Below are 23232 nucleotides of genomic sequence, written 5' to 3' on the forward strand. Positions count from 1 at the left end.
ACTCCGCACTCGGGCGGGGAACGCCACGCCGCGGGCTACTCCACCGCCGTCCGATCAGCGGTAGGTGGCGCGGTGGCGGAGTTCTAGTGTGTTTTGCCAGGGATTCGCAGGCACAGGGGACGAGTGCGATGAAACTGGAACCCTCCTTGCAGCACGCGGTGGCGGTGTGGCGCACCGAACTCGGCCACGCGGCGGAGGGCGTGCGCCCCCGGCTCGCCGGACCGGGGGCCGAGAGCAGGCGCGTCACGGTGCTCGTGCGCTACTCGGGTGACGTCGAGGCGTTGCGGCGAGCCGGACTGGACACCGGCTACGACAGCGGCGGTGTGGTCTCCGGGATCATCGCGCTGGCGGACCTGGACCGGCTGGACGCCGTGCCGGGGGTCGAGTCCGTCTCGCTGGTGAAGCCGCCGCGGCCGAGCCTGGACGACACGGTCGAGGAGATGCGGGTGCCGTGGAAGGTGCCGCCGACGACGCCGTGGCCGGGGCGGGGCGCGGGTGTGATCGTCGCGGTGATCGACACCGGGATCGACGTCTTCCACGAGTCCTTCCGCAACACCGACGCGGACAAGACCACCCGCATCCTGGAGCTGTGGGACCAGGGGGCGAAGCCGACGGACGGCGGACTGCCACCGCCCGCGGGCTTCCAGCAGATCGGTCGGCTCTACCAGCCGCAGCACATCAACGCCGCGCTGAAGTCCGGCCAGCCGTTCGCCAGCGTCGACGAGGACGGCCACGGCACGCACGTCGCGGGCATCGCCGCCGGCGACGGCAGCCAGGACGACCGGTGCAGCTCTCCCGGCACGTACACCGGGGTGGCGCCGGAGGCGGACCTGGTCGTGGTGAAGGCGATCGCCTCGTCGTCGTCGAACGTGCCGGACGCCATGAGGTGGTGCGCCCAGGCGGGCGGGAGGCACGCGGTGGGCAACCCGCCGGTGGCGCGGCCCGTGGTGGTCAACTGCAGCTTCGGCTTCAGCACCGGGCCGCACGACGGCACCGACGCGCTGGACTGGGTCATCGACGACGTCCTGCGGCCCACGGCCGTCCCACCGCCCCCGCCGCCTCCGGGGGTCGCCTTCGTGGTGGCCGCGGGCAACTCGGGCGTGCACGAGATCCACGAGAGCGGCACTGTCCCGGCCGGCGGACCGGGAGGAACCGCCACCGTGCGCTTCCGCGTCCCGGAGAACTCGCTCAAGGTGGACCTGCTCGACATCTGGTACACCGGTGCGGCGTCGCTGAACATCGAGCTGATCGCGCCGGTCAGCGCCTCCTTCCCCGGCACGGTCACGACCGGCGTCATCGCGCCCGTCCCGGTTCCGCCCGCGGGCACGCCGCCCAGGACGTTCACGATCGGCCGGATGACCCTGACGGTCACGTCGCTGGCCGTCCAGCACGGCAACGGCAAGAAGCAGATCGAGGTCACGATCGCCGTTCCGGCGGACACGGCGGTCCGGGAGGGCGAGTGGCGGTTCACGTTGACCAACACGACCTCGACCCCGGCCGTCTGGGACGCGTGGTTCGAGATCGAGCACGGCGACGCCTTCCCGACGTTCCGCCTGGAGTCGGAGCCGGACCGCGTCGAGAGCAGGCGCGTCAACACGATCAACTCGCCCGGCACCTCGCGCAACGCGATCACCGTGGCCAGCTACGCCGACGGCGGCGGTGAGCTGGCCGACTCCTCCTCCAGGGGGTTGCCGACCCAGGCCGTCACCCCGCCGGGCGAGATCAAGCCGACGGTCGCGGCACCCGGTGTCGCGGTCGCGGCCCCGCGCAGCAGGCTCGACAAGGACAGCAACTCCTCCTGCTGCGACCAGCTGGTGCTCGACTCGTTCGGCACCAGCATGGCGTCGCCGCACGTGGCCGGGCTGGTGGCGCTGATGTTCCAGAAGAACCGGAACCTGACCTTCGTGGACGTCCGGGAGAAGCTCCAGAAGTCGTGCCGCGTCGACGGGATCCCGGCCGCCGAGGTCCCACCCGTGATCGCGCCCGGCATCAAGGGCAACCACCTGTGGGGCTCCGGCAAGGTCGACGCCGCGGCGGCCCTGAACCTGGTCACGGCCGCCGCCGCCTCCGCCGCCTCCGGTGGTGGTGGCGGCGCACCGCCGCTCGCGTTCGCCCCCGACGAGATCGGCCTGACGCCGCACACCCTCCGCTCCCGCGTCGCCGACCTGCACCGGCGGTTCGGCCCGAGACCGGGGGTGCAGCTGTTCGCCTCGCTGGTGAGCGAGCACGTGGACGAGGTGCTGCGCCTGGTCAACACCAACCGCCGGGTGCTGGTGGCGTGGCGGCGGCTCGGGGGACCGCAGGTGGTGCGCCGCCTGCTGCACGGTCCCGCCGTGAACGGCGCGCTGCTGCCCGAGGCGGTCGACGGCCTCGACGTCCACGAGCTGGTCACGGGGTTCCTCGCGGTGCTCGACCGGTTCGCGGGGCCGCGGCTGCGCGCGGACCTGGTCCGGTTCGCCGACTTCGTCCGGCTGTGGCCCGGTGGCAGCCTGGACCGCCTCGACGAGGCCGCGCTCGACCACGGGGCGGGCCGGTGAGCGCGGGCACCCTGGAGCTGCTGGCCAGGGAGATCGGCACGGCCCTGCTGCCGCTGGAGCAGAACCTGGCCGCGGCCGAGCGCGACGCGTTCTTCGCCGGGCTCGGGTTCCGGCTGCCGGGCGGGCTCGGCGCGGCGGGCGACGCCCTCGCCACCGTCACCAGGCAGGTCGGGGCCGCGGCGCCGATCGTCGCGCGGCTCACGCAGGCCATCACCGCGGGCGACGACGGCGCGATCGTCGCGGAGGGACTCGCGCTGGTCCGCGGGCTCGCCGAGACCTTCACCGCGCTCGACGGCCTGGCGCCGGCGCTGAGCGCCGCCGTGACCGGCTCCACCGGCCTCACCCCCGCCCAGCGCACCCGGCTGCTGGCCGAGGCGGCGCTGATGCCCCAGCGGCTCGTCGAGTTCGCGGTGATCTCCTACGTCGAGGGCAAGGGCCGCGCGGCCGTCGAACTGCTCACGCTCCTCGGCGTCGTCGAGGACGGCCCGGTGAACGACCCGGACGACCCGGACGCGGTCCCCGGACGCCGCAGGCGCCTGCACCTCGACCGCTTCCTCACCGTCCTGACCGACCCGGCGCGGTGGCTGCGCGACACGGTCGGCTTCGGCGCGGACGGGTTCGACGGCGCGCTGCTGTGGCCGCGCGTCTCCGCCCTGCTCGCCGGGCGCGGCGCGGAGTCCGTGCTCCTCACGCCGCCCGGTGGGCCACCGGTGCTGGAGGCCTACTTCCTGCGGTTGAGCGTCGACCCGACCACGAGCCCACCGGCGGTCACCGCACGGCTGCGGGTGCCCGCGCGGCGGGACGTCGCGCTGACCATCCCGCTCGGTTCGCTGTGGACGCTGACCCTCGCGGTGGCGTCGCGGTTCGAGGCGGGGCTGGACGCCCGCGTCCGGCCCCCGTTCGACGTGGAGCTGACCCCGCCGACCGGCTCGCTGGAGCTGGACGTGACCGCGGGCGCGCGCGCCGAGCGGGGCGGCGCGCCCATCGTGCTGATCGGCACGACCGGTTCCTCGCGCCTGGAGGTCGGCCGGTTCGCCGTCGCCGTCGGGGTGCGGGCGTCCGCCGACCCCGGTGGCGGCGTCACCGCCGAGCCCTCCGCACGGGTGGAGCTGTCCGGCGGGCACGTGCTGATCGACCTCGCGGGCGCGGACGGGTTCATCGGCACGGTCGCGGGCGGCGCGAAGATCGAGTCGGCCTTCGAGGTCACCGGGACCTGGGCGCCGTCGACGGGGCTGCGCCTGGAGGGCAGCGGCGGACTCGACCTGGAACTGCCGCTGCACGTGGAGCTGGGGCCGATCGAGATCACCGCGCTGCACCTCGGTGTCGGGTTCGCCGCGGACGGCACGGTGCCGATCGAGGTCTCCGGCGGTTTCACCGCCGCGCTCGGCCCGATCAGCGCGGCGGTCGAGCGGGTCGGCCTGGTCGCCGACCTGTCCTTCCCCGACGGCGGCGGCAACCTCGGCGTGGCCGACCTCGCGTTCCGGTTCAAGCCGCCGACCGGTGTCGGGCTGGCCGTGGACGCCGGGATCGTCACGGGCGGCGGTTTCCTGTCCTACGACGAGGCGCGCGGCGAGTACGCGGGCGCGCTGGAGCTGGAGTTCGCGGGGTTCGTCGACGTCAAGGCGATCGGGCTGATCACCACCAGGATGCCGGACGGCAGCCGGGGGTTCTCGCTGCTGATCGTGCTCACCGCAGAGTTCGGCCAGGCGGGCATCCAGCTCGGGTTCGGGTTCAGGCTCCTCGGCGTCGGCGGGATCCTCGGCCTCAACCGCAGGATGGACCTCGACGCGCTGGTCGAGGGCGTCGTCACCGGGTCGATCCAGTCGGTCCTGTTCCCGCGCGACGTGGTGGCCAACGCGCCGCGCATCCTCAGCGACCTGCGCACGTTCTTCCCACCGGACGAGGGCACGTTCCTCGTCGGCCCGATGGCCAGGATCGGCTGGGGCACGCCGACGCTGGTCAGCGTCTCGCTCGGGGTGGTCGTCGAGATCCCGCCGGGCAACATCGCCGTCCTCGGCCTGCTCGAATGCCTCCTGCCCAGCGAGGACGTCGCGCTGCTGGTGCTGCGGGTCAGCTTCGTCGGCGCGCTGGAGGTCGACCGGTCCAGGCTGTGGTTCTTCGCGCGGCTGTTCGACTCCCGCGTCCTCACCATGACCATCGAGGGCGGGATGGGGCTGCTCGTGGCGTGGGGGGACAGCCCCGACCTCGTGCTGTCCGTCGGCGGCTTCCACCCCGCCTACACCCCGCCGCCGCTGCCGTTCCCGGTGCCGCCGCGCATCTCCGTGGACATCCTGAACTCGCCGGGACAGCTGATCCGGGTGTCCGGCTACTTCGCCGTCACCAGCAACACCGTCCAGTTCGGAGCGAAGGCCGAGCTGCGGCTCGGCTTCGGCGGCTTCGGCGTCGAGGGCCACCTCGGCTTCGACGCGCTGTTCCGGTTCTCGCCCTTCTCGTTCGTCGTCCGCGTGTCCGCCGGGGTGTCGCTCAAGGCGTTCGGCATCGGGCTGTTCGGCATCGACCTGGACTTCACCCTGGAGGGTCCCGCGCCGTGGCGGGCGCACGGTCGCGGGTCGATCTCCCTGCTGTTCTTCGAGATCTCCGCCGACTTCGACATCACCTGGGGCGAGGAGCGCACCACCACGCTGCCGCCGGTCGCGGTGCTCGCGCTGCTGGAGGCCGAGATCCGCAAGGTCGAGGGCTGGCGGACCCGGCTGCCCTCGGGCGGGTTCACCCCGATGGTCACGCTGCGACGGCTCCCGCCCGGCGACGACCTCGTCCTGCACCCGCTCGGCACGCTGGTCGTGCGGCAGCGGGCCATCCCGCTCGGCGTCCGGATCGACCGGGTCGGCGCGCAGCGCCCGAGCGACGGCAAGCGCTTCACCGTCGAACCCGCGCAGAACAGCGGGCTGGTGCGGAGCTCGGTCACCGACGACGAGTTCGCCATGGCCCAGTACCAGGACATGGACGACGCGGCGAAGCTGTCGCGCCCGGCCTACGAGACCCAGGACGCGGGGCTGGAGCTGGTCGCCGCGGGCGGCGCCATCGCCTCGCCCCGCGTGGTGCGCCGCAGCGCCCGCTACGAGCTGCACGTCATCGACAGCGAGGCCCCGTCCGAACCCGACGCCGCGCGCGCCGCGACCGTGCGGCGCTCCCCGCGCCTGTACTCCCCGCCGCCCGCGGTGTTCGGGCAGCTCCTGGCGGGCAGCAGCACGGCTCGGTCGCCGCTGTCGCGGCGGGAGGCCCGGCAGCGGCAGCCGTTCCCCGCCGCCGAGACCGTGCGGGTGGCGGGCAGCCGGTACGTCGTGGCCCACCTGCGCAACAACCACCAGGCGTTCCCGCCCGCCACCGCGAGCGCCACGACGTCGAGCTTCCGCAGCGCTGCGGCGGCCGAGGACGCCGTGGCCGACTGGGTCCGCGCGGACCCGTCCCTGGCCGGGCGGCTGCACGTCCTGCGCCAGTCCGAGGTGCTCGGCGGTGTGCTCGCCGAACCGGGTGCCTGGTCGGCCGCGGGCACGCCGCCGATCGCGGTCGCGGAGGCCGACGCGGTCCGCCTGACCTCCGGAGGGGTGCTCGTCGCGGGCGGTGCGGACGCCGCCGGGGCACCGGTGGCCGCGGTGGCGGTGTTCGACCCGGTCGCGCGCACCTGGGCCGCCGGGACCGCGGCACTGGCCACGGCCCGCCGCAGGCACACCACGACCCGGCTCGGTGACGGTCGGGTCGTCGTCACGGGCGGTGTCGGCACCGCGGGCGGGGTGCTGGCCGGGGTCGAGGTGTTCGACCCGGTGACGGGCACGTGGTCGGCTCCGGCGACCGGGCTCGCCACCGCCCGGTCCGGGCACCGCGCCGTGCTCGTGGGCAAGGAGCTGCTGGTGGCGGGTGGCACGAGCGCCAGGGGCGCCGCGCTCGCGTCCGCCGAACTGCTCGACCCGGCCACGCTGGCCCGGACCGCCGTCGGGTCGATGGCGCAGGCGCGGACCGGGCACGCGGCGGTCGTGCTCGGCACCGGGAAGGTCCTCGTCGTCGGTGGCGCCGTGCCGACCGGTGAGGGGGAGCGCGCGCTCGCGTCCTGCGAGCTGTACGACCCCGCGACGGGGACGTGGACCCCGACCGGCGACCTCGCCGTGCCGCGCAAGGGCCACCAGGCGACGCTCCTGCCCGACGGCCGGGTGCTGGTCACCGGCGGCGACGCCGTCCCGGCCGTCCCGTACCGCGTCGACAGCCTGGCCGCGGCCGAGGTGCACGACCCGAAGACCGGCGCGTGGACGCGGGTCGACGACCTGCCGGGCGGTGGCCGCAGCGGGCACCGGTGCGTCCGCACGCCCCGTGGTGCCGTCGTCGTCGGCGGTGTCGGCGGGCCGCGGGCGACGGCCGGGTTCCGCGACGTCGTGGCGTTCGACCCCGCCACCGGCTCGTGGACCAGGACCGGCGCGCTGGCCACCGGCCGGTGGGACTTCCCGGCAGTGGACCTCGCGGACGGCCGCGTGCTCGTCGTGGGCGGTCGCGCGCTGGCCGGGCCCGCCGCGCCGGGCCCGGCCCAGCTCGCCCCGACCGCGGAGACCTACCTGCCATGACCAGAGTCGGAGGGACCAGACCATGACCACCGGCATCCTCGCGACCGAGACGTGGTCGGCCGCCCCGGACCACGCCGTGGCCGCGTGCTGGCGCGGTCAGCACGACCACGCCGTCGTCCTCGCCGCGGGCGCGAAGGTCCTCGTCGCGGGCGGCGCGGACGCCGCGGGCGCGGGCCTGCGGCAGAGCGCGGTGTACGACGTCGCCCTGAACACCTGGTCGCCGACCGCCCAGCTCGGCACCGCCCGGCAGCTGCACGCGCTCGCGGTCCTGCCGGACGGCGCGGTGCTGGCCACCGGGGGGACCAGCACCGCGGCGGGCACCCCGCTGACCACGGCCGAGGTCTTCGACCCCGCGTCGAACACCTGGCAGGCGACCGCGCACGACCTGGTGACGGGCCGGTTCGGGCACAGCGCGACCACGCTGTCCACCGGACGCGTCCTCGTCGCGGGCGGCAGCGGGCCGCGCGCCGGTGGCGGGGTGGTGGCGCTGCGCTCCGCCGAGCTGTTCAACCCCGCCGACGGCACCTGGGAGGCGGTCGGGCACGACATGGCCGACGCCCGCACCGGCCACACCGCGATCCCGTTGCAGAACGGGCAGAAGGTGCTGGTCTGCGGGGGCAGCGTGCCCGTCGGCGCGGGCGGCGAGGCGGACCTGGCGTTCTGCGAGCTGTACGACACGGCGACCGGGACGTGGACGCCGACCGGGAGCATGGCCCACGCGCGCGCCGCCCACTCCGCCACCGCGCTCACGGCCACCACGGTCCTGGTCGCGGGTGGCCGCGCGCCGGGCGCGACCGGGGACGGGTTCGACCCCTTCGCCCGCGCCACCGCCGAGGTCTACGACCTGGCCACGGGCACGTGGCACGCCGTGGCCGCGATGCCCGCCGGACGGGCGTTCCACCGCGCGGTCGCGCTGGGGCCGGGCACGGTGCTCGTGGTCGGCGGCGCCGACCACGTCGACAACGAGACCGGCTACCGGGGCGCACTGCGGTTCTCGGCGGGCGCGTGGACCCCGTACGCGGGACTGGCCGAGGGCCGGTGGGCGTTCGCCGCGGCCTCGTCGGGCTCGAAGGTGCTCGTCGCGGGCGGCGTCACCCGCACCGGCCTCGCCGCCGCCGCGGGCCCCGTCGAACTCACCGCGACCGCCGAACGGAGCGGCACGTGACCGACGGCGCCTACTCCTTCCTGCCCTGGCTGCGGACCGGACTCACCACCAGGATCACCGGCGAGCCGGGAACCGGCCGCGCGACCGTCCCGGTCCAGCTGGAGCTGGTCGGCGACGCGCTGACCGCGGGCGCCCCCGCGCCCCGGACGCTGGTCCAGCAGCCGGTGCAGCTCTACGGCCCCGGCGACGTCGTCGGGATCGACCCCAGGGCCATCTCACGGGTGGAACCGCTGCCGTTCACCACCAACTTCGAACCCAACTACCTGGCGCACGTGGAGTTCTACGACGAGGACTTCGCCTGGCGCTACAGCCCGGCCGCGCCGAACGCCGCCACCAGGAGGCTCACCCCGTGGCTCGCGCTGGTCGTGCTCGCGGAGGGCGACGAGTCGGGGCCCGCCGAGTTCGAGGACGGCGGGGCGGGCGACGGGCCGCTGCCGTTCATCACCGTCACCGCCCCGACCGCGCTCCAGCCTCCCGGTGACCTCGGCGCGTTCGTCCACGTCCACGTCAACGGCTCGCTGGCGGGCAGGCTCGACGTGGACGACACGACCCCCGGCGGCATGGGAGGCGTGCTGTCGACGCTGGCCACCGTGCTGCGGAACTCGCCGGACAGCGCCTGCTCGCGGCTGCTGTGCCCCCGGCACCTCAAGCCCACCACCACCTACCACGCGTTCGTGGTGCCCGCGTTCGAGACCGGCAGGCGCGCCGGGCTCGGCATCGAGCCGGGGCAGATCGCGGCGACCACCCCGAGCTGGGGCGTGCCGGGGATGCCCTCGCCGGGCAGGCTCCCGTACTACCACCGCTGGCAGTTCGCCACGAGCCCGGCGGGCGACTTCGAGTTCCTGGTCCGGCTGCTCAAGCCGATCGAGGCGGGGGAGCCGATCGGCCTGCGCGACGTGGACGCGCACCGCTCGCCCGGTTTCGGCCTGCCCGGTCTCACCACACCCACCCAGCCCGACGGCGTGCTGCGCCTCGGCGGCGCGCTCCAACTGCCCGACTCCGACAAGGTCGTCGACGAGTTCGAGAACTGGGACGACTACTACGGGCAGCAGCCCCCGGCCGATCCGCCCGCACCGCCCTACCCGAACCAGTGGCAGCGCGCGCTGGCCGGGCTGATCAACCTCGCCGAGGCCTACCAGCACCAGACGGCCGCCGCCGCGAACACCGCGCTGGCGCCGCGGATCCCCGACCTCGCGGGGCAGGTCGACCCGGTGATCACCCCGCCGCTGTACGGGCGGTGGCACGCCCTCACGCCGAAGCTGCTGAGCACACCGGAGGGCACCCCGCTGCCCGACGCCGAGGTCCACAACTGGGTGCACCGGCTCAACCTCGACCCGCGCTTCCGGATCGCCGCGCACCTCGGCACCAAGGTGGTCCAGGCGCGGCAGGAGGAGCTGATGGCCGCGGCCTGGGAGCAGCTCGGCGAGACGCGGCGGGCCAACGCGTGGATCAGGACCGCCCAGCTGGCCAGGGAGGTCGGCGAGGTCCTGCACGGCAAGCACATCGCACGGCAGACCGGGGCGGTCGGGACGGCGGGCGCGGAGCCGCTCCCCTCCGGCCGGGCGCTGACGATCACCGCCCCCGCCCACCCCAAGGTGCTCGACCGCCCCGGCGCCGCGGCGGCGGAGGCGGGCGAGGTGTTCGCCGTCGGCTTCAAGGTGTCGCGCAGCCGGGTCGCGACGGCCCCCGTGTCGCCCACGATGCGCCGCCTCACCCGACCGGGCGGCAGGCTCATGAGGACGCTGGCCACCTCGCTGGACACGCTCGTCGCCCGCATCGACGAGCAGCAGGTCGCCGCCGCGCCGCCGCTGGAGACCCCGCCCGGACTCGTCCTGCCCGCCCGGCGGGCCGACGCGGCCGTCCTCGACGACCGGCCGCGGCTCGACGTCGCGGACACCACCACCGCCGTGGTCGCCGGTCTGGACGCGAACACGACGGTCGTCGACAGCATCGTCGCGGCGGTGAACCTGCCCGCGCGGCTGGCGCCGAAGGACGGCGAGCTGACCGAGGTGATGGCCTACCCGAGGTTCGACGTGCCGATGTACACCGAGCTGCTGAGGATGTCGACCGACACCTTCGTGCCCAACCTCGGGCTGCTCCCGCCGAACTCCATCACCCTGCTGGAGCCCAACACCAGGTTCATCGAGTCCTACCTGGTCGGCCTCAACCACGAGATGGCCCGCGAACTGCTCTGGCGGGAGTACCCGACCGACCAGCGCGGCACGCCGTTCCGCCAGTTCTGGGACCCGCGCACCGCACCGGCCCGGCCGAACGAGACGGCGGACCAGCGGCGCGAACGGCTCTACGACATCCCGCCGATCCACGAGTGGGGCACCACCTCCCGGCTCGGCGAGAACCCCAACCCGAGGCCGAGACCCGGTGATCCGCCGCGCGCGGTCACGCTCGTGCTGGTGATCCGGGGTGAGCTGCTGCGCAAGTACCCGACCGCGGCCGTGTACGCGCACAAGGCCGTGTGGCCGGACAGGAAGGGGCAGCCCGGTGTCCCGGACAAGACCGGTGAGCGGACGCTCGCGGCGCTGCCGCCGAACGAGGCCCCACCGAGGAAGCTGGTCCGGCTGCCGATCTACGAGGCCAAGGCCGACCCCGACGTCTACCTGCTCGGCTTCGACCTGAGCGCCGACGAGGCCCGCGGCACGGGCGGCGACCTGGGCTGGTTCTTCGTGCTGGAGGAACGGCCCGGCGACCCGAGGTTCGGGCTCGACGAGGACCGGCCGGGCGCGCAGGCACCGGTCGAGGTGTGGAACGACCTGTCCTGGGGCCGCGTCGACCCGGCGGGCACCGGTTTCATCCGGTTCGACGGGGGCGTCACCGTCGGGCTGGAGGACTTCAACCACGACGAGGACGACCAGGAGAAGACCGAGCAGCGCGCCGACGACGTGCGGGTCGCGCCGTGGTCGCCGGACGTCAGCGCCGCGGACGCCGCCTACATCCTCTTCCAGGCCCCGGTGCTGGTGGCCGTCCACGCGCAGGAGATGTTGCCGGATGCCCCCGCTCAGCCTTGACTTCCCGGTGCTGCTGGGCCCGGTCAGGATCGAGACCCGCTTCACCCAGACCGAGCTGCTGGTCCGGGTGTTCCCCGACGAGTGGTCGGTGACCAAGCTGGAGCCGAGGCCGACGCGGGCGGAGCTGGCCGCGCTGGACGCCTACTGGGCCGCGCTCTGGGCCTCCGGCGGCTCGGCGGTGGGGGAGCGGGCCGCGTGGCACGAGCTGGTCGCCCGGATCCCCACCGGACGCGCCGGGTGGCTGCTGCGGAACCGCACACCCGCCAACCCGACCGAACGCCCGCTCGGCGTGCCCGCGGGCACGGCGGTGCTCGTGGTCGTGAGCCCGCAACCGGTCGCCGCGAACGACCGGCAGCCCACGACCGCCTACTGGACGGCCGTGTGGGGGGCGCACGGCGACCGGGCGGAGCTGCGCGCCGCCGAGGTCGCGCTGCTCGCGGCGGTCGGCCAGAACCAGACGAGGGCGAACGCGATCAAGGCCCGCCGTCCGTCCGGGGTGGACGCCGCGCCGAACGCTCCCGGCGATGCCGTCGTGGTGGCGTTCCTCGTGCTGCCCACGCCGGACGCGGGCCAGGTCGCGCCGCTGTCCTGGACCGCGGCGGCCACCGCCGCCCTGCTGCCCGACCGGTTCACCGTGACCGGGTACGTCGGCGGGACTGCCGTGTTCTCCAAGACCGGACAGCCGGTTCGCCAGGGCCTGGCCGTGAGCCCGGACCCGAACGAGCCGTCCGCGACCCAGCTCAGGATCGACGAGACCACCGGCGCGCTGGTCGTGCCGCCCGCGCTGCGCTGGCTGACCGACTTCGACGAGGCCGTCGCCGCGGGCGTGGGCCTGCGGATCCCGTTGCAGGACGCCTTCCGCGACCGCGTCGACCGGCTCGTCGTGCTCGGCCTGCGGGAACAGGCGACGCCGACGCAGACCGCGACCGCGTTCGGCGCCCTGCTCGCCGACCAGTCGCACAGCTCGGCCGGGCTCAGCCTGCTGCCGCAGGGCACGCCGACCAACAACTCCGAGGAGCGGTCCGCCGGGCAGGACCCGGTGACCGAGGCCGACACGGCGCTGTCCACGGCGGCCGGGTTCGCCGCCGCGGCGACCGACTGGACGACCAAGACCGACGGCCAGTGGCTCGCCGAACTGCTCGGGCTCGACCCGGCCGTGCTGGCGGGCGTGCCGAACGCGGAGGGCACCGACCGGCGGGACGCGCGGGCCGCGCACACCGCGCTGTGGCCTGCCACCACGGGCTACTTCCTGCCGTCGCTGCTGACCGCCGGTCAGGCCGAGCAGACCCGGCAGTTCTTCCTCACCCACGTCTCCGGGCGGGGCCCGCTGCCCTCGCTGCGCATCGGCCGCCAGCCCTACGGCATCCTGCCGACGACGGTGTTCTCCCGGCTCGCGTTCCCCGCCGCGGCGACGCACCGGACCGCCCTCGACCAGGCGCTGAAGACGGCGGCGCAGCAGTGGAGCGCGGCGCTCCCGCACGTCGCCGACCTCGACGAGCCCGGCCCCGACCGGCACCAGACCCTGCTGGACATCCTGGCGCTGCACCCGACCTCGGTCGAGTACCACGTGCTGGGCGACCCTGGCCACCCGCTGACCACACCCGTGGTCGACGACCGGCCGCTGTCCGAAGTGGACCGGATCCGGCCGTACACCGCGGACGGCCGCGACTACCTGACCTGGCTCGCCGAGAGCGACCCGGCCGCGGTCGCGGGCGAGCACGGCTTCGCCGACGACGTGCCGCCCTCGACGCTGCTCTACCGGCTCGCGCGGCGGGCGGTCCTGCTGACGCCGTCACCGGAACTGGACCAGGCGTTGACGATCCTGGCCGGGCTGCCCACCGCGAAGCTGGAGCGGGTCTTCGCCGAGCACCTCGACTGCGTCTCCCACCGCCTGGACGCGTGGCGGCTCGGGCTGGCCACCGAACGGCTGGCCGAGCTGCGGTACGGCCCCGACGGCACCGGCCAACCGGTGCGGGGCCTGCACCTGGGCGCCTACGGGTGGCTGGAGCACGTCACCAGGAACACCGACCCGGTGGACCTGGTCACCGTGCCCGCCGACCTCACGTCGGTGTTCGGCACCGCCCCGATCCCGCACGACCGGGGCAACGCCGGGTACGTCCACACCCCGTCACCCGCCCACGCGCGCACCGCCGCCGTGCTGCGGGCCGGGTACCTCGCGAACGCCGACCCCGCGAAGGCGACCGTGTTCGCGGTGAACCTCAGCTCGGAGCGCGTCCGGCTCGCCCTCACCATCGCGGACGGGATGCGCCAGGGCCAGTCGCTCGGCGCGCTGCTCGGCTACCGCTTCGAGCGGGGGCTGCACGACCGCGACGCCGGGTTGGACCGGTTCATCGCCGGGCTCCGGCTGAGGTTCCCGTTGCGCGCCAACAAGATCGAGGACACCGCGATCCCACCGGACGATCCGGGGGCGCCGACGAGCATCGAGCAGGTCGAGGCCCGCAACGTGGTCGACGGGCTCGCGCTGCTGCGGCGCGCCAACGAGCTGCGGGCCGCCGCTCCGCCGGGCGCCGAGCACCCGGACGACTACCCGTTCGGGTTCACCGACCTGCCACCGGCGACCGCGTCCCAGGTCGTCCACCTGCGGGCCGAGGTGGACGCGCTGCGCGACGCGGTGGACGCGGTCGCGGACGTCGCGGTCGCCGAAGGCGCGCACCAGGCGTTGCAGGGCAACACCGAACGCGCGTCGGCGGCGCTCGACGCCTACGCCAGGGAGGGGCTGCCGCCCGCGCCGTCGGTGGTGGAGACCCCGCGCGGCGGGACCACCCTCACCCACCGGCTGGCGGTGCAGTTCAAGTCCGGTGTCGACCCCGACGACGACGACCCGCCGCGGGCGCAGGCCGAGCCCGCCGTCGACGACTGGCTGCCGTCCGTGCTGCCGAAACCGTCGAGCGTGGCGGCGCTGGTCACCTGGCGGGACGAGGACGGTGACCTGCGCGGTCGCACCGTCACCCAGGCGGAGACGGGTCTGGCGCCGATCGACCTGCTGTGGGCGCTGCGCCCGGCCGACCAGGCCGCGATGACCGACCTGGACGACCGGATCCTCGGCGTCGTCATCGAGGCCGAGAAACCGAGGCCGGACCTCGAACTGCACATCGAGTACACCACCCGCGTCGACAAGAAGGTCACCTTCTTCGAGGTCTCGCCGCTGGTGGCGGCGGTGCGCACGCTGCTGACCACCGCCAGGCCGCTGCGCCAGAGCGACCTCGTGCCCGCCGCGGGCCCCGCCGCCGTGAACCGCGCCGCCGACGACGCCGTGTCGCTGTCGAGGAAGCGGCCTGCCACCGTGCTGGCGTCGATGGTCGACCTGATCGACGACGTGACCGACTACGTCGGCGACCTCGGCCCGCTCTACCCGGACGGCGCGCCGCCCGAGCGGACCCCGATCCTCAGCGGGATCGACGCGTTCCTGACCCGGTACGCGAAGCTGGCGGTGACCGCGAGCGGGTTCGGCGTGGTCCGCAGCGGCTGGAGCGAGCTGGCGCTGTGGCGGCGCGGGGTGTTCGCCGACGTCCTGGCGGCCGTGGCGGCGCTGGCGGCCCGGATGGCGACCGCGCTCGCCGCCGCCAACGCCCTGCTGGACCAGTACGAGAACCTCCCGAACCCGACGCCGAACCCGCAGCGGTTCGCCCTGCTGGAGCAGGCCGAGCGGCTGCTCACCACCCGGCCGAAGCGCAGGGACGACACCCCGGCGAAGATGCGCACGCGGGTCCGCACCCTGCGGAACTCCTTCAGCGGCACCGTGGACGGGCTCAAGCAGCTGGCGGGCACGAACCGGAAGGCGCTGAGCGACCTGCTCAAGGACGTCGTCGCGGCGCTGCCGCCCGCCGAGTTCGACCCGCGGGGCCTCGACCCGACCCCGTTCCAGGACCGCGTCGTGGCCTTCGGCGGGGAACTGCTGGCACGGGCGGGCAAGCTCGGGGACGAGCTGACCGCGCGGCGCGCCGCGGCGAGCACGGCGCTCCAGCTGCACGACCAGACCCCGCCGGGACCGGCCAGGGTCCGCGCGGCCACCGACGCGCTCAAGGCGCTGCTCGGCGAGGACGTCCTGTGCGTGCCCGAGTTCACCCCGCCGGCACCGGTCATCCAGCAGTGGCGCAAGGCACGGGCCGACAGCGGCGACCTCGTCGCGCACCTCAAGCCCGCGCGGGACTTCCCGGTCGACGACTGGCTGCACGGGATGGCGCGGGTGCGGGAGGCGCCGAGGCTGTGGGAGCAGGTGGTCCTGCTCTCCGACGCGCTGCTCGGACCGAGCGGGCTGTTCGGCACCGGCGGGTTCGACCGGGACGCACCCGAGCTGTCGCCGATCCAGCTCCCGTTCGTGCAGAACGACCACTGGCTGGGCCTGGAGTTCGCACAGGACTCCGCGCTGCCCGACCAGCTCGACGAGGACCGGCTGCTGTTCACCGCGCACTACGCGACCGGGCTCGGCGGCGACCAGCAGTGCGGGCTGCTGCTGGACGAGTGGACCGAGGTGATCCCCGCCGAACGCGAGACCACCGGGGTCGCCGTGCACCACGACGGACCGGATTCCGAGCCGCCGCAGGCGATGCTGCTGGTCGTGCCGCCGGTCCGGGTGGCGGGCGGGCAGTGGGCGGCGGCCGACCTGGTGGACGCGGTCACGGAGACGTTCGAGATGGCGAAGACCCGTGCGGTCGAACCGGCGCACCTCATGGCGGCGGCGCTCGCGCACCTGCTGCCGGCGACGTACTGGAGGGCCGACCGATGACCGATCCCGGCGCCGAGGTGCTGGACCAGCTCGTGGGGCGTCCACGCGCCACCGAGTTCACCCGCGCCCTGCGCGCGGAGGTCCGGGACCCGCTGTGGCTGCTCACCCGGCAGTGGCAGCTCGGCGAGTTCCGCGGCACCGACGGCGGTTCCCCGGTGACCGCCACGTACTCGGTCGCGCGGACGCGGCCCAGCCGGTTCCGGCCGTTCGGCGGCCCGCCGGAGGACCTGCCGACCAACCGTCCACTGGAGACGGTCGCGGAACGGCGGCGGCTCACCTTCGCCCACGGCACCGAGAAGATCGCCTTCGACCTGCGGCTCGCGATCGGCCACCGCTGGTTCAAGCTGCTCGACCAGCTGGGGCTGCTCGGCCACGTGCGCAAGTACGAGGAGCAGTACGCCGCGAAGTACCCGATCGCGCTGCCCACCGCGGCCGACGTCACGCAGCGCGCCAACCCGGCGGTGTGGGCCACCCTGCAGGCGGTCGCCGGTCGCCGCATGGACGGCTACGAGCTGTACCTGCACGTGAAGGGCGGTGGGGAGGCCGACGACGGCATCGACACCATCCGGCTGCTGCACCACGCCCCGCTGGTCAACGCGGGCAAGCGGCTGGTCGCCTGGTTCGACGCGCTGATCGACCAGCCGACGGGCGTCACGCAGGCCGACCCGGACGGTGACGCCACGTGGGACCCGCGCAGGCTGGAGCACCGGTTCTCGGTGGCCGCGTCGATGCCCGGCGGCGCCGAGAAGACCCTCACCGCGCGGGAGTACCCCGGCGGTCAGCTCGACTGGCACGCGTTCTCCGTCGACCCCGGCCCCCCGCTCGGCGGCGCGGAGCCACCGGAGCCCGCGCTGGCGCGGACGGTGTTCCCGGCGCCGGTCCGCTACTCCGGGATGCCGCTGCCGCGCTGGTGGGCGCTGGAGGACGGGAGGACCAACTTCGCCGCCGTCCGCCCGGACAGCACCGACCTTGCGCGGCTGGTGTTCCTGGAGTTCGCGCTGGTGTTCAGCAACGACTGGTACCAGCTCCCGTGCGACCTCCCGGCGGGCACGGTCGCGCGGATCCGCGGCCTGGTCGTGACCGACGTGTTCGGCCACCGGCAGTGGGTCACCCCGGCCGGTGCCGGGTTCGACGAGGACTGGCAGCGCTGGTCGATGTTCACCCTCGACACCATCGGCGGCGGCGACGTGCCCGCCGACACCGACCTGTTCCTGCCGCCGAGCGTGCCGAAGGTGGCCGAGGGCCCGCCGCTGGAGGAGGTCCTGCTGATCCGCGACGAGAACGCGAACCTGGTGTGGGGCGTCGAGCGGACCGTCCAGCTGCCCACCGGCCAACCGCACCGCGGTGCCGAGGCCGCCGCGGAAGTCTTGGCCCACCGCCGCCGGACCACCGCGCAGCCCGTCCCGGACCCGCCCCGCGCCGCCCTGTCCTACGCCGCGATGAACACCATCCCCGAGCACTGGATCCCGTTCATCCCCGTGCACGTCCCCGGCGACAACCGCGAGGTGCAGCTCCAGCGCGCGGCGATGCCCAGCGCGGTCGACGGCCACCCGGTCCGCCCGAGGACCACGCTGCTGCGCGAGGGTTTCGACCGCGGGCAGCAGTACTTCGTCAACGAGGAGGAGGTGCCGCAGGCGGGCACCCGCCTGTCCGTCGCCTACAACCGCACCCGCTGGCACGACGGCCGCCCCGTGGTCTGGCTCTCCGCCCACCGCGGCGCGGGCAGGGGGGAGGGGTCGAGCGGCCTCGTCTTCGACCTGCTCACCAGCACACCGCCGCCCGCCGACTGACCGGGGCGGGCGGCCTTCGTCGTTCGGCGGCTGGAGGACACCCGGTTCGGGCAGAATGGGCGCCCGTCGAGGACTGGGGTGGGATGAGACGCGCGTGGGCCGTGTCGGCCGCGGTGCTCGCGGTGTCGACGTACGCCTGCCTGTCCGTGGCCGCTGCGCTGCCCCTGTCGATCTGGGCCGGCGCGTCGGACGCCCGGTCCGAGCGGAGCGCGCCGCGGTTCGTCCTCGTGCGCCTGCTCGTCCACTTCGTCGACCTGTCCCCGCTCGACGCCTACTTCCGCGCGCTGCGCGGGTGGGAGTGGTTGCCGCGACTCGTGCTGCTGGTGGCGCTGGTGTCCGGGGTGTACCTGGCCACGCGGGCGGTGGGCTGGGCGCGGGTCGTGGTGGCGCAGGCGGGAGCCGTGCTGGTGGCAGCGGTGCGTGGTGCCGCGGGCGTGCGGGGCCGCATCCGGTACGGGCGACGGGTTCCCGCCGCGGGACGGTCGCGCACTCCGGCCTCCGTGTGTCCAGGGGTTGGATCACTGTACCGAGCCGGTCGCGTCGGTTTCGGCGGATTCGAGCGTCGTCCGGCGCGACCGCAGGACGACGAGCTCCGCGGGGCGCACCGCGGCCAGACCGGCCAGTCGGCCGTCGCGGCCGTCGTCGTGGTGCCGTCGCACCGGACGAAGCAGACCGGATCGGGAGCGCGAACCCGTGTGAGGTGGATCCACCGCCGTCGCGGTGTTTGGAAGTCGCCCCGCGCGGGCATCTCTCCGTCGAGCAACGTGAAGCGACGGAAGAGCCGGTCGCCACCGCCAGACGAAGGAGATTTCACCGTGGGTATCTTGGGTTGGATCGTGCTCGGCCTCATCGCAGGCGCCATCGCGAAGGCCATCATGCCCGGCAAGGACCCCGGCGGCATCATCATCACCATGCTGATCGGCATCGTGGGCGCCATCATCGGCGGTTTCGTGGGCAAGGCGCTGTTCGGCACCGACATCAGCACGTTCTTCGACCTCAGCACGTGGTTGCTGGCCATCCTGGGCTCGCTGATCCTGCTGGGCATCTACCGGCTGGTGACGGGCAGGCGCGCGCACGCCTGACCCGAACCCCCGCGAAACCCCCGGCGATCACCGATCGCCGGGGGTTTCGCCGTTCGCCAGGGGCGGGAGAGGTCTCAAGGGGACAACGCGGTCGACGTCGTCCGGTCGGGTGTCGCAGCGGCGTTTTCCGGGTACCACCGCCGGAATGAGCGCATGGCGTCGGGGTTCGGTACGGGTGGCGGTCTTGGTGGTGCTGGTCGGGTTGTCGGTCGCGGGGTGTCAATGGCCACGGGACGCGGCAGGCACGCTGGACCGGGTGCGCGGTGGTGCGGTGCGGGTCGGGTGGGCGGGTTCGACACGGACTCCCCGTGGCAGGAGGACGCGGCGCTGACCGTCGACCACCTCACCACCGACGCGGTGGTGGCCGTGCCCGCCGGGACGACCACCGACGTCACGGGGCTGTCGGTGCTGGTCCGGGAAGGCAGCGCGGACGAGGCGCTGCTGGCGGACGAGGGCGCGAAGCCCCGGCCCGTCAGCGGGATCGCGCGGCGGCCGAACGGTCCGGCGGTGGTTCCCGACTGGCTCGTGGACGCCGCGGGACTCGTCGACAGCGGAGTCCACCTCTCGACCGCCGACCACGTCATGGCGGTCCCGCTCGGCGAGAACGGCTGGCAGACCACCGTCGAGGGGTTCCTCCTGTCGCTCGACCAGGACGAGGTCCGACGACTGCTGCTCGACGCCGACCGAGCGGAGGGGTGAGCGGTGGCCGCCGTCTACGGCCGCTACGAACCGCCCGCCGACAAGGCCGACCTGCACCGCCGCGCCGTCCGGCTGGAGTGGTGGACGATCGGGTTCTTCGTCGCCGCCATCACCCTGCTCGCGGTCACCCTCGGCCAGTCGCAGGCGATGGAGGCCGCCTGGGTCGAGGACATCCTCGCCCTCACCCCGCCGGTCGCGTTCCTCATCGCCAACCGCTACCGCAACCGGGCGCCGAGCCCGGAACACCCCTACGGCCACCACCGGTCGGTCGCCATCGCCTTCCTGGCCTCCGCCCTGTCGCTGCTGGTCCTCGGCGGCTACGTCCTCGTGGACTCCGTGATCCGGCTCGTGGAGGGCGAACGTCCACCGATCGGTCTGGTGGAGGTGTTCGACGTGACGGTGTGGCTGGGCTGGCCGATGATCGCGGTCCTGCTGCTGACCATGGTGCCCGCCATCCTGCTCGGCCGCGCCAAGATCGGCCTCGCCGAGGAGCTGCACGACAAGGTCCTCTACGCCGACGCCGAGATGAACCGCGCGCCGACTGGCTCACCGCGGCCGCCGCCGTCCTCGGCATCCTGGGCATCGGCGCGGGCCTGTGGTGGGCCGACGCCGTCGCGGCGATCTTCATCTCCGCGGACATCGTCCGCGACGGCCTGCGCACCACCCGCACCGCCGTGACCGACCTGATGGACCGCAGGCCCCGCACCGTGGTCGACGGCGAACCGCACCCGCTGCCCGGCAGGCTCACCGACCTCGCCCGCAGCCAACCCTGGGTGGACGACGCGTGGATCAGGCTCCGCGAGGAGGGCCACGTCTTCGTCGGCGAGATGCTCGTCGTGCCAGGGCCCGGCACGGACGACCTTCCCAAGAGGCTCGAAGAACTCGGCGAACTGCTCAGGGACACCGACTGGCGCATGCACGACCTCGTCGTCGCCCCGGTGCACCGCATCGACCACGCGTAGCGTTCGAGTGTGGTTGTCAGCTCAATAACTTCAGTGTTGACCGAAATCAACCAGGGTCAGCCCGCTGTCCGTCCCGCACGACGAGGAGAGGACCGGCTCATCGCCGCGCTCCACGGCGGCGGTGGGGCTGGCACCAGGGCGGACCGGCTGGTCGGCCGGATCGTCGAGCGGTCGGGTGGCTCCTACGGTCCTGGGCGTGGTCGAAAACTGCATCCCCTTGCGCCGCAAGGCGATTGCCCTCACCTCCGCCGTGCTCCTGGCCGCCTCGCTCGCGGCGTGCGCGACGCCTGCCGCCACGAGCGGCCCGGCGCCGAGCACGCCCGCGTCCGCCGATCCCCGGACGCTCAGGGTGGTGCACGCCGAGCACGAACTGGTCTTCCACGTCGTGGACGGCGCGCTGCCTGCCCTGGTGCTGGACGCGGGTGGCGGGCTGGACTCCGTCGTACTGGAAGGACCTGGCGCCGCGGCTGGCGAAGACCACCGGTTCGAAGGTCATCACCCACGACCGGGCGGGCGAGGGGGAGAGCGACGAGGTGTCGGGGCCGTGGCGGGTGGAGAACGCGGTGTCGGACCTGGAAGCCGGGCTGGAGGAGTCGGGGGTGACCAAGGACGTCGTGCTGGTCTCGCACTCGATCGCGGGCGAGGTCGCCACCAACTTCGTCGTCAAGAACCCCGGCTGGGTGTCCGGCGCCGTGCTGGTCGACGCGAACGTGCCCGACTTCTTCACCGACGGGGTGCTGACGGCGTTCGAGCCGGTCGTCGAGGCGCGGCGCGCCGCACTGCTGGAGCAGGAGTCGACCAAGGAGAACCGCCGGCTGCTCGCCGTCCTGGTCGACTACGCCCCCGTCCACCGCGTCTTCCGCGAGCTGTCCTGGCCGGAGGACGTGCCGGTGACGGTGGTCGTCGCGTCCGAGACCCCGTTCGTCGACCTCCCCGAGGCGGCGGCGATGTGGCGGGACGGCCAGGCCCGGTTCGCGCGGGGCGGACCGAACCGGAAGCACGTGGTGGCCGAGAACACCTCGCACGAGGGGATCGTGACCGAGCGCCCGGACGTCATCACCGGCGCGGTCGAGGACGTGGTGGAGACCGTGCGCCAGCCGCGGTGCGGATCACTCAGCCCGGCGAACGCGGCCCGCACGTCGTCCACGAAGGGGCCCGGCTGTTCCCAGGCCGCGAGGTGGCCGCCGGCCTGCGTCTGTCCGAAGTGGACCGGGTTGGTGCGGCGGCGTTCGGTCCAGCGCCGGGACTCGCGCACGACGTCGAGCGCCGTCATCGTGACGCCGGTCGGCAGGGTCAGCGGGGCGTCCGGGGTGGACGGCGGGCGCCACCCCTCGCGGACCAGCTCCCAGTAGAAGCGGGCCGCGGTCGCCGCCGAGCCGGGCAGCCAGTGCGGCGCGATGGTGTCCAGCAGCTCCTCGACGGGGAAGGTCGCCTCCGCGTCGCCCTGGGCCTGGAAGACGGTGTGGATCCACGCGGCGAGCCTGACCGGTGAGCAGCCGACGGTCTGCGGCTGGGTGCTCCGCTGGACCGCGTAGGTGGACCGGTGGTGCCCGGTAGCGCTCGCCGTCGGCGAGGGCGGCGCGTTCGGCGGGGTCCGCCGCCGCGACCTCGTCCGGCGTGGGCTCGAACACCAGCGGGGTGAGGTGGATGCCGACCAGGCCCGGGGTCCCGCGCCGGGCGAGTTCCTCGGTGACCGCGCTGCCAGGGTCTCCTCCCTGCGCGCCCCACCGCCCGTGGCCGAGGCGGGCCGTGAGGGTCCCCCACGCCGCGCTCGGTGCTGCTGGCCCTGGCCGCGGTGGTGGCGTGGGGGCGGTTCGGGCCGCACGCCTCCTGACCCAGGGGGCCGGACCCGGTGGTCCGGCCTCCGGGGCCGGTCACGCGGCCAGTTGGCGGACGAGGCCTGCCGAGTCGTGCAGGTTCGTCATCTTCGTGAAACGACCGTCGCCGACGGTGTAGATGGCGTACTCGACGATCTCGAACGACGCCCCGGAGGGCGGTACGCCGAGCCACTCCTGGACGGGGGTCCCGGTGTTGATCGCGCGCACGGCGATGCGGTCGCGGTCGATCAGCAGTTCCTGGACGTCCCAGTGGATGTCGGGAACGGCGTCGACGATGCCCTTCAGGACCGCGACGACGGCATCGCGCCTGCCGGGGACGCCGTCGAGCATGACCTCGTCGTCGATGAACTCCTCCATGCCGTCCAGGTCGTGGTTGTTGAGCGCCTCGACGTAGCGCAGGTACCAGCTGCGCAGATCACGGTCGGTCACGGGACTGCCCTTCGCTCGACGCTTGTGCACCGATCGGTGCTGAATTGTCACGGTACTTCGGTACCGATCGGTCTACAAGAGGGTGGCGCGGCCGGGGGCCTTCGACGCCGACGGGCGCTGGAGGACCTTCGACGGGTCGCCGACGCCGCCCTGCGGAGCCGCCCACCTGTCCGAGGCGGTCACCGGACTCGTCCCCTAGCGAGTCCTCTGAGGACGGTGGACGGTGCGCGGAGGCACCGGTGCGCGGAGGCATACTGGGCGCATGGCGCATGGTGATCTCGGGCTGTTGCACGAACTGCGTGCCCTGTCCCTCATGCTGGAGGAGCGGAACGTGACGCGGGCCACCGACCGGTTCCACCTGAGCCAGTCGTCGATGAGCCGGACGTTGC

14 protein-coding genes are annotated in these 23232 nt (G+C 74.2%); 12 read left to right on the forward strand and 2 right to left on the reverse strand.

Annotation, left to right across the window (positions count from 1 at the left end; all coding sequences use genetic code 11):
* Nucleotides 1-128: 128 nt before the first annotated feature.
* From AC156L_RS03680 to AC156L_RS03725, 10 genes are all read left to right on the forward strand, one after another.
* A complete protein-coding gene (locus AC156L_RS03680) occupies nucleotides 129-2537 on the forward strand; it encodes a S8 family serine peptidase (RefSeq protein ID WP_330882951.1) in 2409 nt (802 codons plus the stop codon).
* Nucleotides 2534-7108 carry a DUF6603 domain-containing protein gene (locus AC156L_RS03685; RefSeq protein WP_330882949.1) on the forward strand — a complete coding sequence of 1525 codons (4575 nt, stop codon included), beginning with the start codon at nucleotides 2534-2536 and terminating at the stop codon, nucleotides 7106-7108. Before AC156L_RS03680 ends, AC156L_RS03685 begins: the two co-directional genes overlap by 4 nt.
* 22 nt (nucleotides 7109-7130) lie before the next feature.
* Nucleotides 7131-8273 (forward strand): Kelch repeat-containing protein, encoded by a 1143-nt coding sequence (locus AC156L_RS03690; RefSeq protein ID WP_330882947.1) that lies wholly within the window; start codon nucleotides 7131-7133, stop codon nucleotides 8271-8273.
* Nucleotides 8270-11296 (forward strand): hypothetical protein, encoded by a 3027-nt coding sequence (locus AC156L_RS03695; RefSeq protein WP_330882946.1) that lies wholly within the window; start codon nucleotides 8270-8272, stop codon nucleotides 11294-11296. The genes AC156L_RS03690 and AC156L_RS03695 overlap by 4 nt, the downstream gene beginning before the upstream one ends.
* On the forward strand, nucleotides 11277-16043 hold the full coding sequence (locus tag AC156L_RS03700) for a hypothetical protein (protein ID WP_330882944.1): 4767 nt from the start codon (nucleotides 11277-11279) through the stop codon (nucleotides 16041-16043). The genes AC156L_RS03695 and AC156L_RS03700 overlap by 20 nt, the downstream gene beginning before the upstream one ends.
* The gene (locus tag AC156L_RS03705) at nucleotides 16040-17833 is read left to right on the forward strand and encodes a hypothetical protein (protein ID WP_330882943.1); all 1794 of its coding nucleotides are present in this window, start codon (nucleotides 16040-16042) and stop codon (nucleotides 17831-17833) included. Before AC156L_RS03700 ends, AC156L_RS03705 begins: the two co-directional genes overlap by 4 nt.
* An 815-nt stretch (nucleotides 17834-18648) precedes the next feature.
* Nucleotides 18649-18915, forward strand: coding sequence for a GlsB/YeaQ/YmgE family stress response membrane protein (locus AC156L_RS03710; RefSeq protein ID WP_330882979.1), 267 nt, complete (start codon nucleotides 18649-18651; stop codon nucleotides 18913-18915).
* Between the two features lie 282 nt (nucleotides 18916-19197).
* Nucleotides 19198-19614 carry a hypothetical protein gene (locus AC156L_RS03715; RefSeq protein WP_484406589.1) on the forward strand — a complete coding sequence of 139 codons (417 nt, stop codon included), beginning with the start codon at nucleotides 19198-19200 and terminating at the stop codon, nucleotides 19612-19614.
* A 3-nt stretch (nucleotides 19615-19617) separates the two neighbouring features.
* Nucleotides 19618-20292, forward strand: coding sequence for a cation efflux transmembrane domain-containing protein (locus tag AC156L_RS03720; RefSeq protein ID WP_330882939.1), 675 nt, complete (start codon nucleotides 19618-19620; stop codon nucleotides 20290-20292).
* Nucleotides 20289-20576, forward strand: a complete 288-nt coding sequence (locus AC156L_RS03725; RefSeq protein ID WP_330882937.1) for a hypothetical protein — start codon at nucleotides 20289-20291, stop codon at nucleotides 20574-20576. Before AC156L_RS03720 ends, AC156L_RS03725 begins: the two co-directional genes overlap by 4 nt.
* A 30-nt stretch (nucleotides 20577-20606) precedes the next feature.
* Here the strand turns inward: AC156L_RS03725 and AC156L_RS03730 are convergent, their stop codons facing one another.
* Complete coding sequence (locus AC156L_RS03730) at nucleotides 20607-20894, reverse strand: hypothetical protein (protein ID WP_484406590.1); 288 nt, start codon at nucleotides 20892-20894, stop codon at nucleotides 20607-20609.
* 104 nt (nucleotides 20895-20998) lie between these two features.
* Between AC156L_RS03730 and AC156L_RS03735 the strand changes: the two genes are divergently transcribed.
* On the forward strand, nucleotides 20999-21928 hold the full coding sequence (locus tag AC156L_RS03735; RefSeq protein WP_330882935.1) for an alpha/beta fold hydrolase: 930 nt from the start codon (nucleotides 20999-21001) through the stop codon (nucleotides 21926-21928).
* A 45-nt stretch (nucleotides 21929-21973) separates the two neighbouring features.
* Nucleotides 21974-22111 carry a hypothetical protein gene (locus AC156L_RS03740; RefSeq protein WP_330882933.1) on the forward strand — a complete coding sequence of 46 codons (138 nt, stop codon included), beginning with the start codon at nucleotides 21974-21976 and terminating at the stop codon, nucleotides 22109-22111.
* A gap of 339 nt (nucleotides 22112-22450) precedes the next feature.
* Here the strand turns inward: AC156L_RS03740 and AC156L_RS03745 are convergent, their stop codons facing one another.
* Nucleotides 22451-22843, reverse strand: coding sequence for an ester cyclase (locus tag AC156L_RS03745; RefSeq protein WP_330882931.1), 393 nt, complete (start codon nucleotides 22841-22843; stop codon nucleotides 22451-22453).
* Nucleotides 22844-23232: the final 389 nt, after the last annotated feature.

Source organism: Umezawaea sp., assembly GCF_057122925.1.

Excerpts from the sequence above, each read along its gene's own strand:
- AC156L_RS03680 (WP_330882951.1), top strand. The coding sequence starts at position 129 with ATGAAACTGGAACCCTCCTTGCAGCACGCGGTGGCGGTGTGGCGCACC.
- AC156L_RS03690 (WP_330882947.1), top strand. The coding sequence starts at position 7,131 with ATGACCACCGGCATCCTCGCGACCGAGACGTGGTCGGCCGCCCCGGAC.
- AC156L_RS03700 (WP_330882944.1), top strand. The coding sequence starts at position 11,277 with ATGCCCCCGCTCAGCCTTGACTTCCCGGTGCTGCTGGGCCCGGTCAGG.
- AC156L_RS03705 (WP_330882943.1), top strand. The coding sequence starts at position 16,040 with ATGACCGATCCCGGCGCCGAGGTGCTGGACCAGCTCGTGGGGCGTCCA.
- AC156L_RS03740 (WP_330882933.1), top strand. The coding sequence starts at position 21,974 with ATGGTGTCCAGCAGCTCCTCGACGGGGAAGGTCGCCTCCGCGTCGCCC.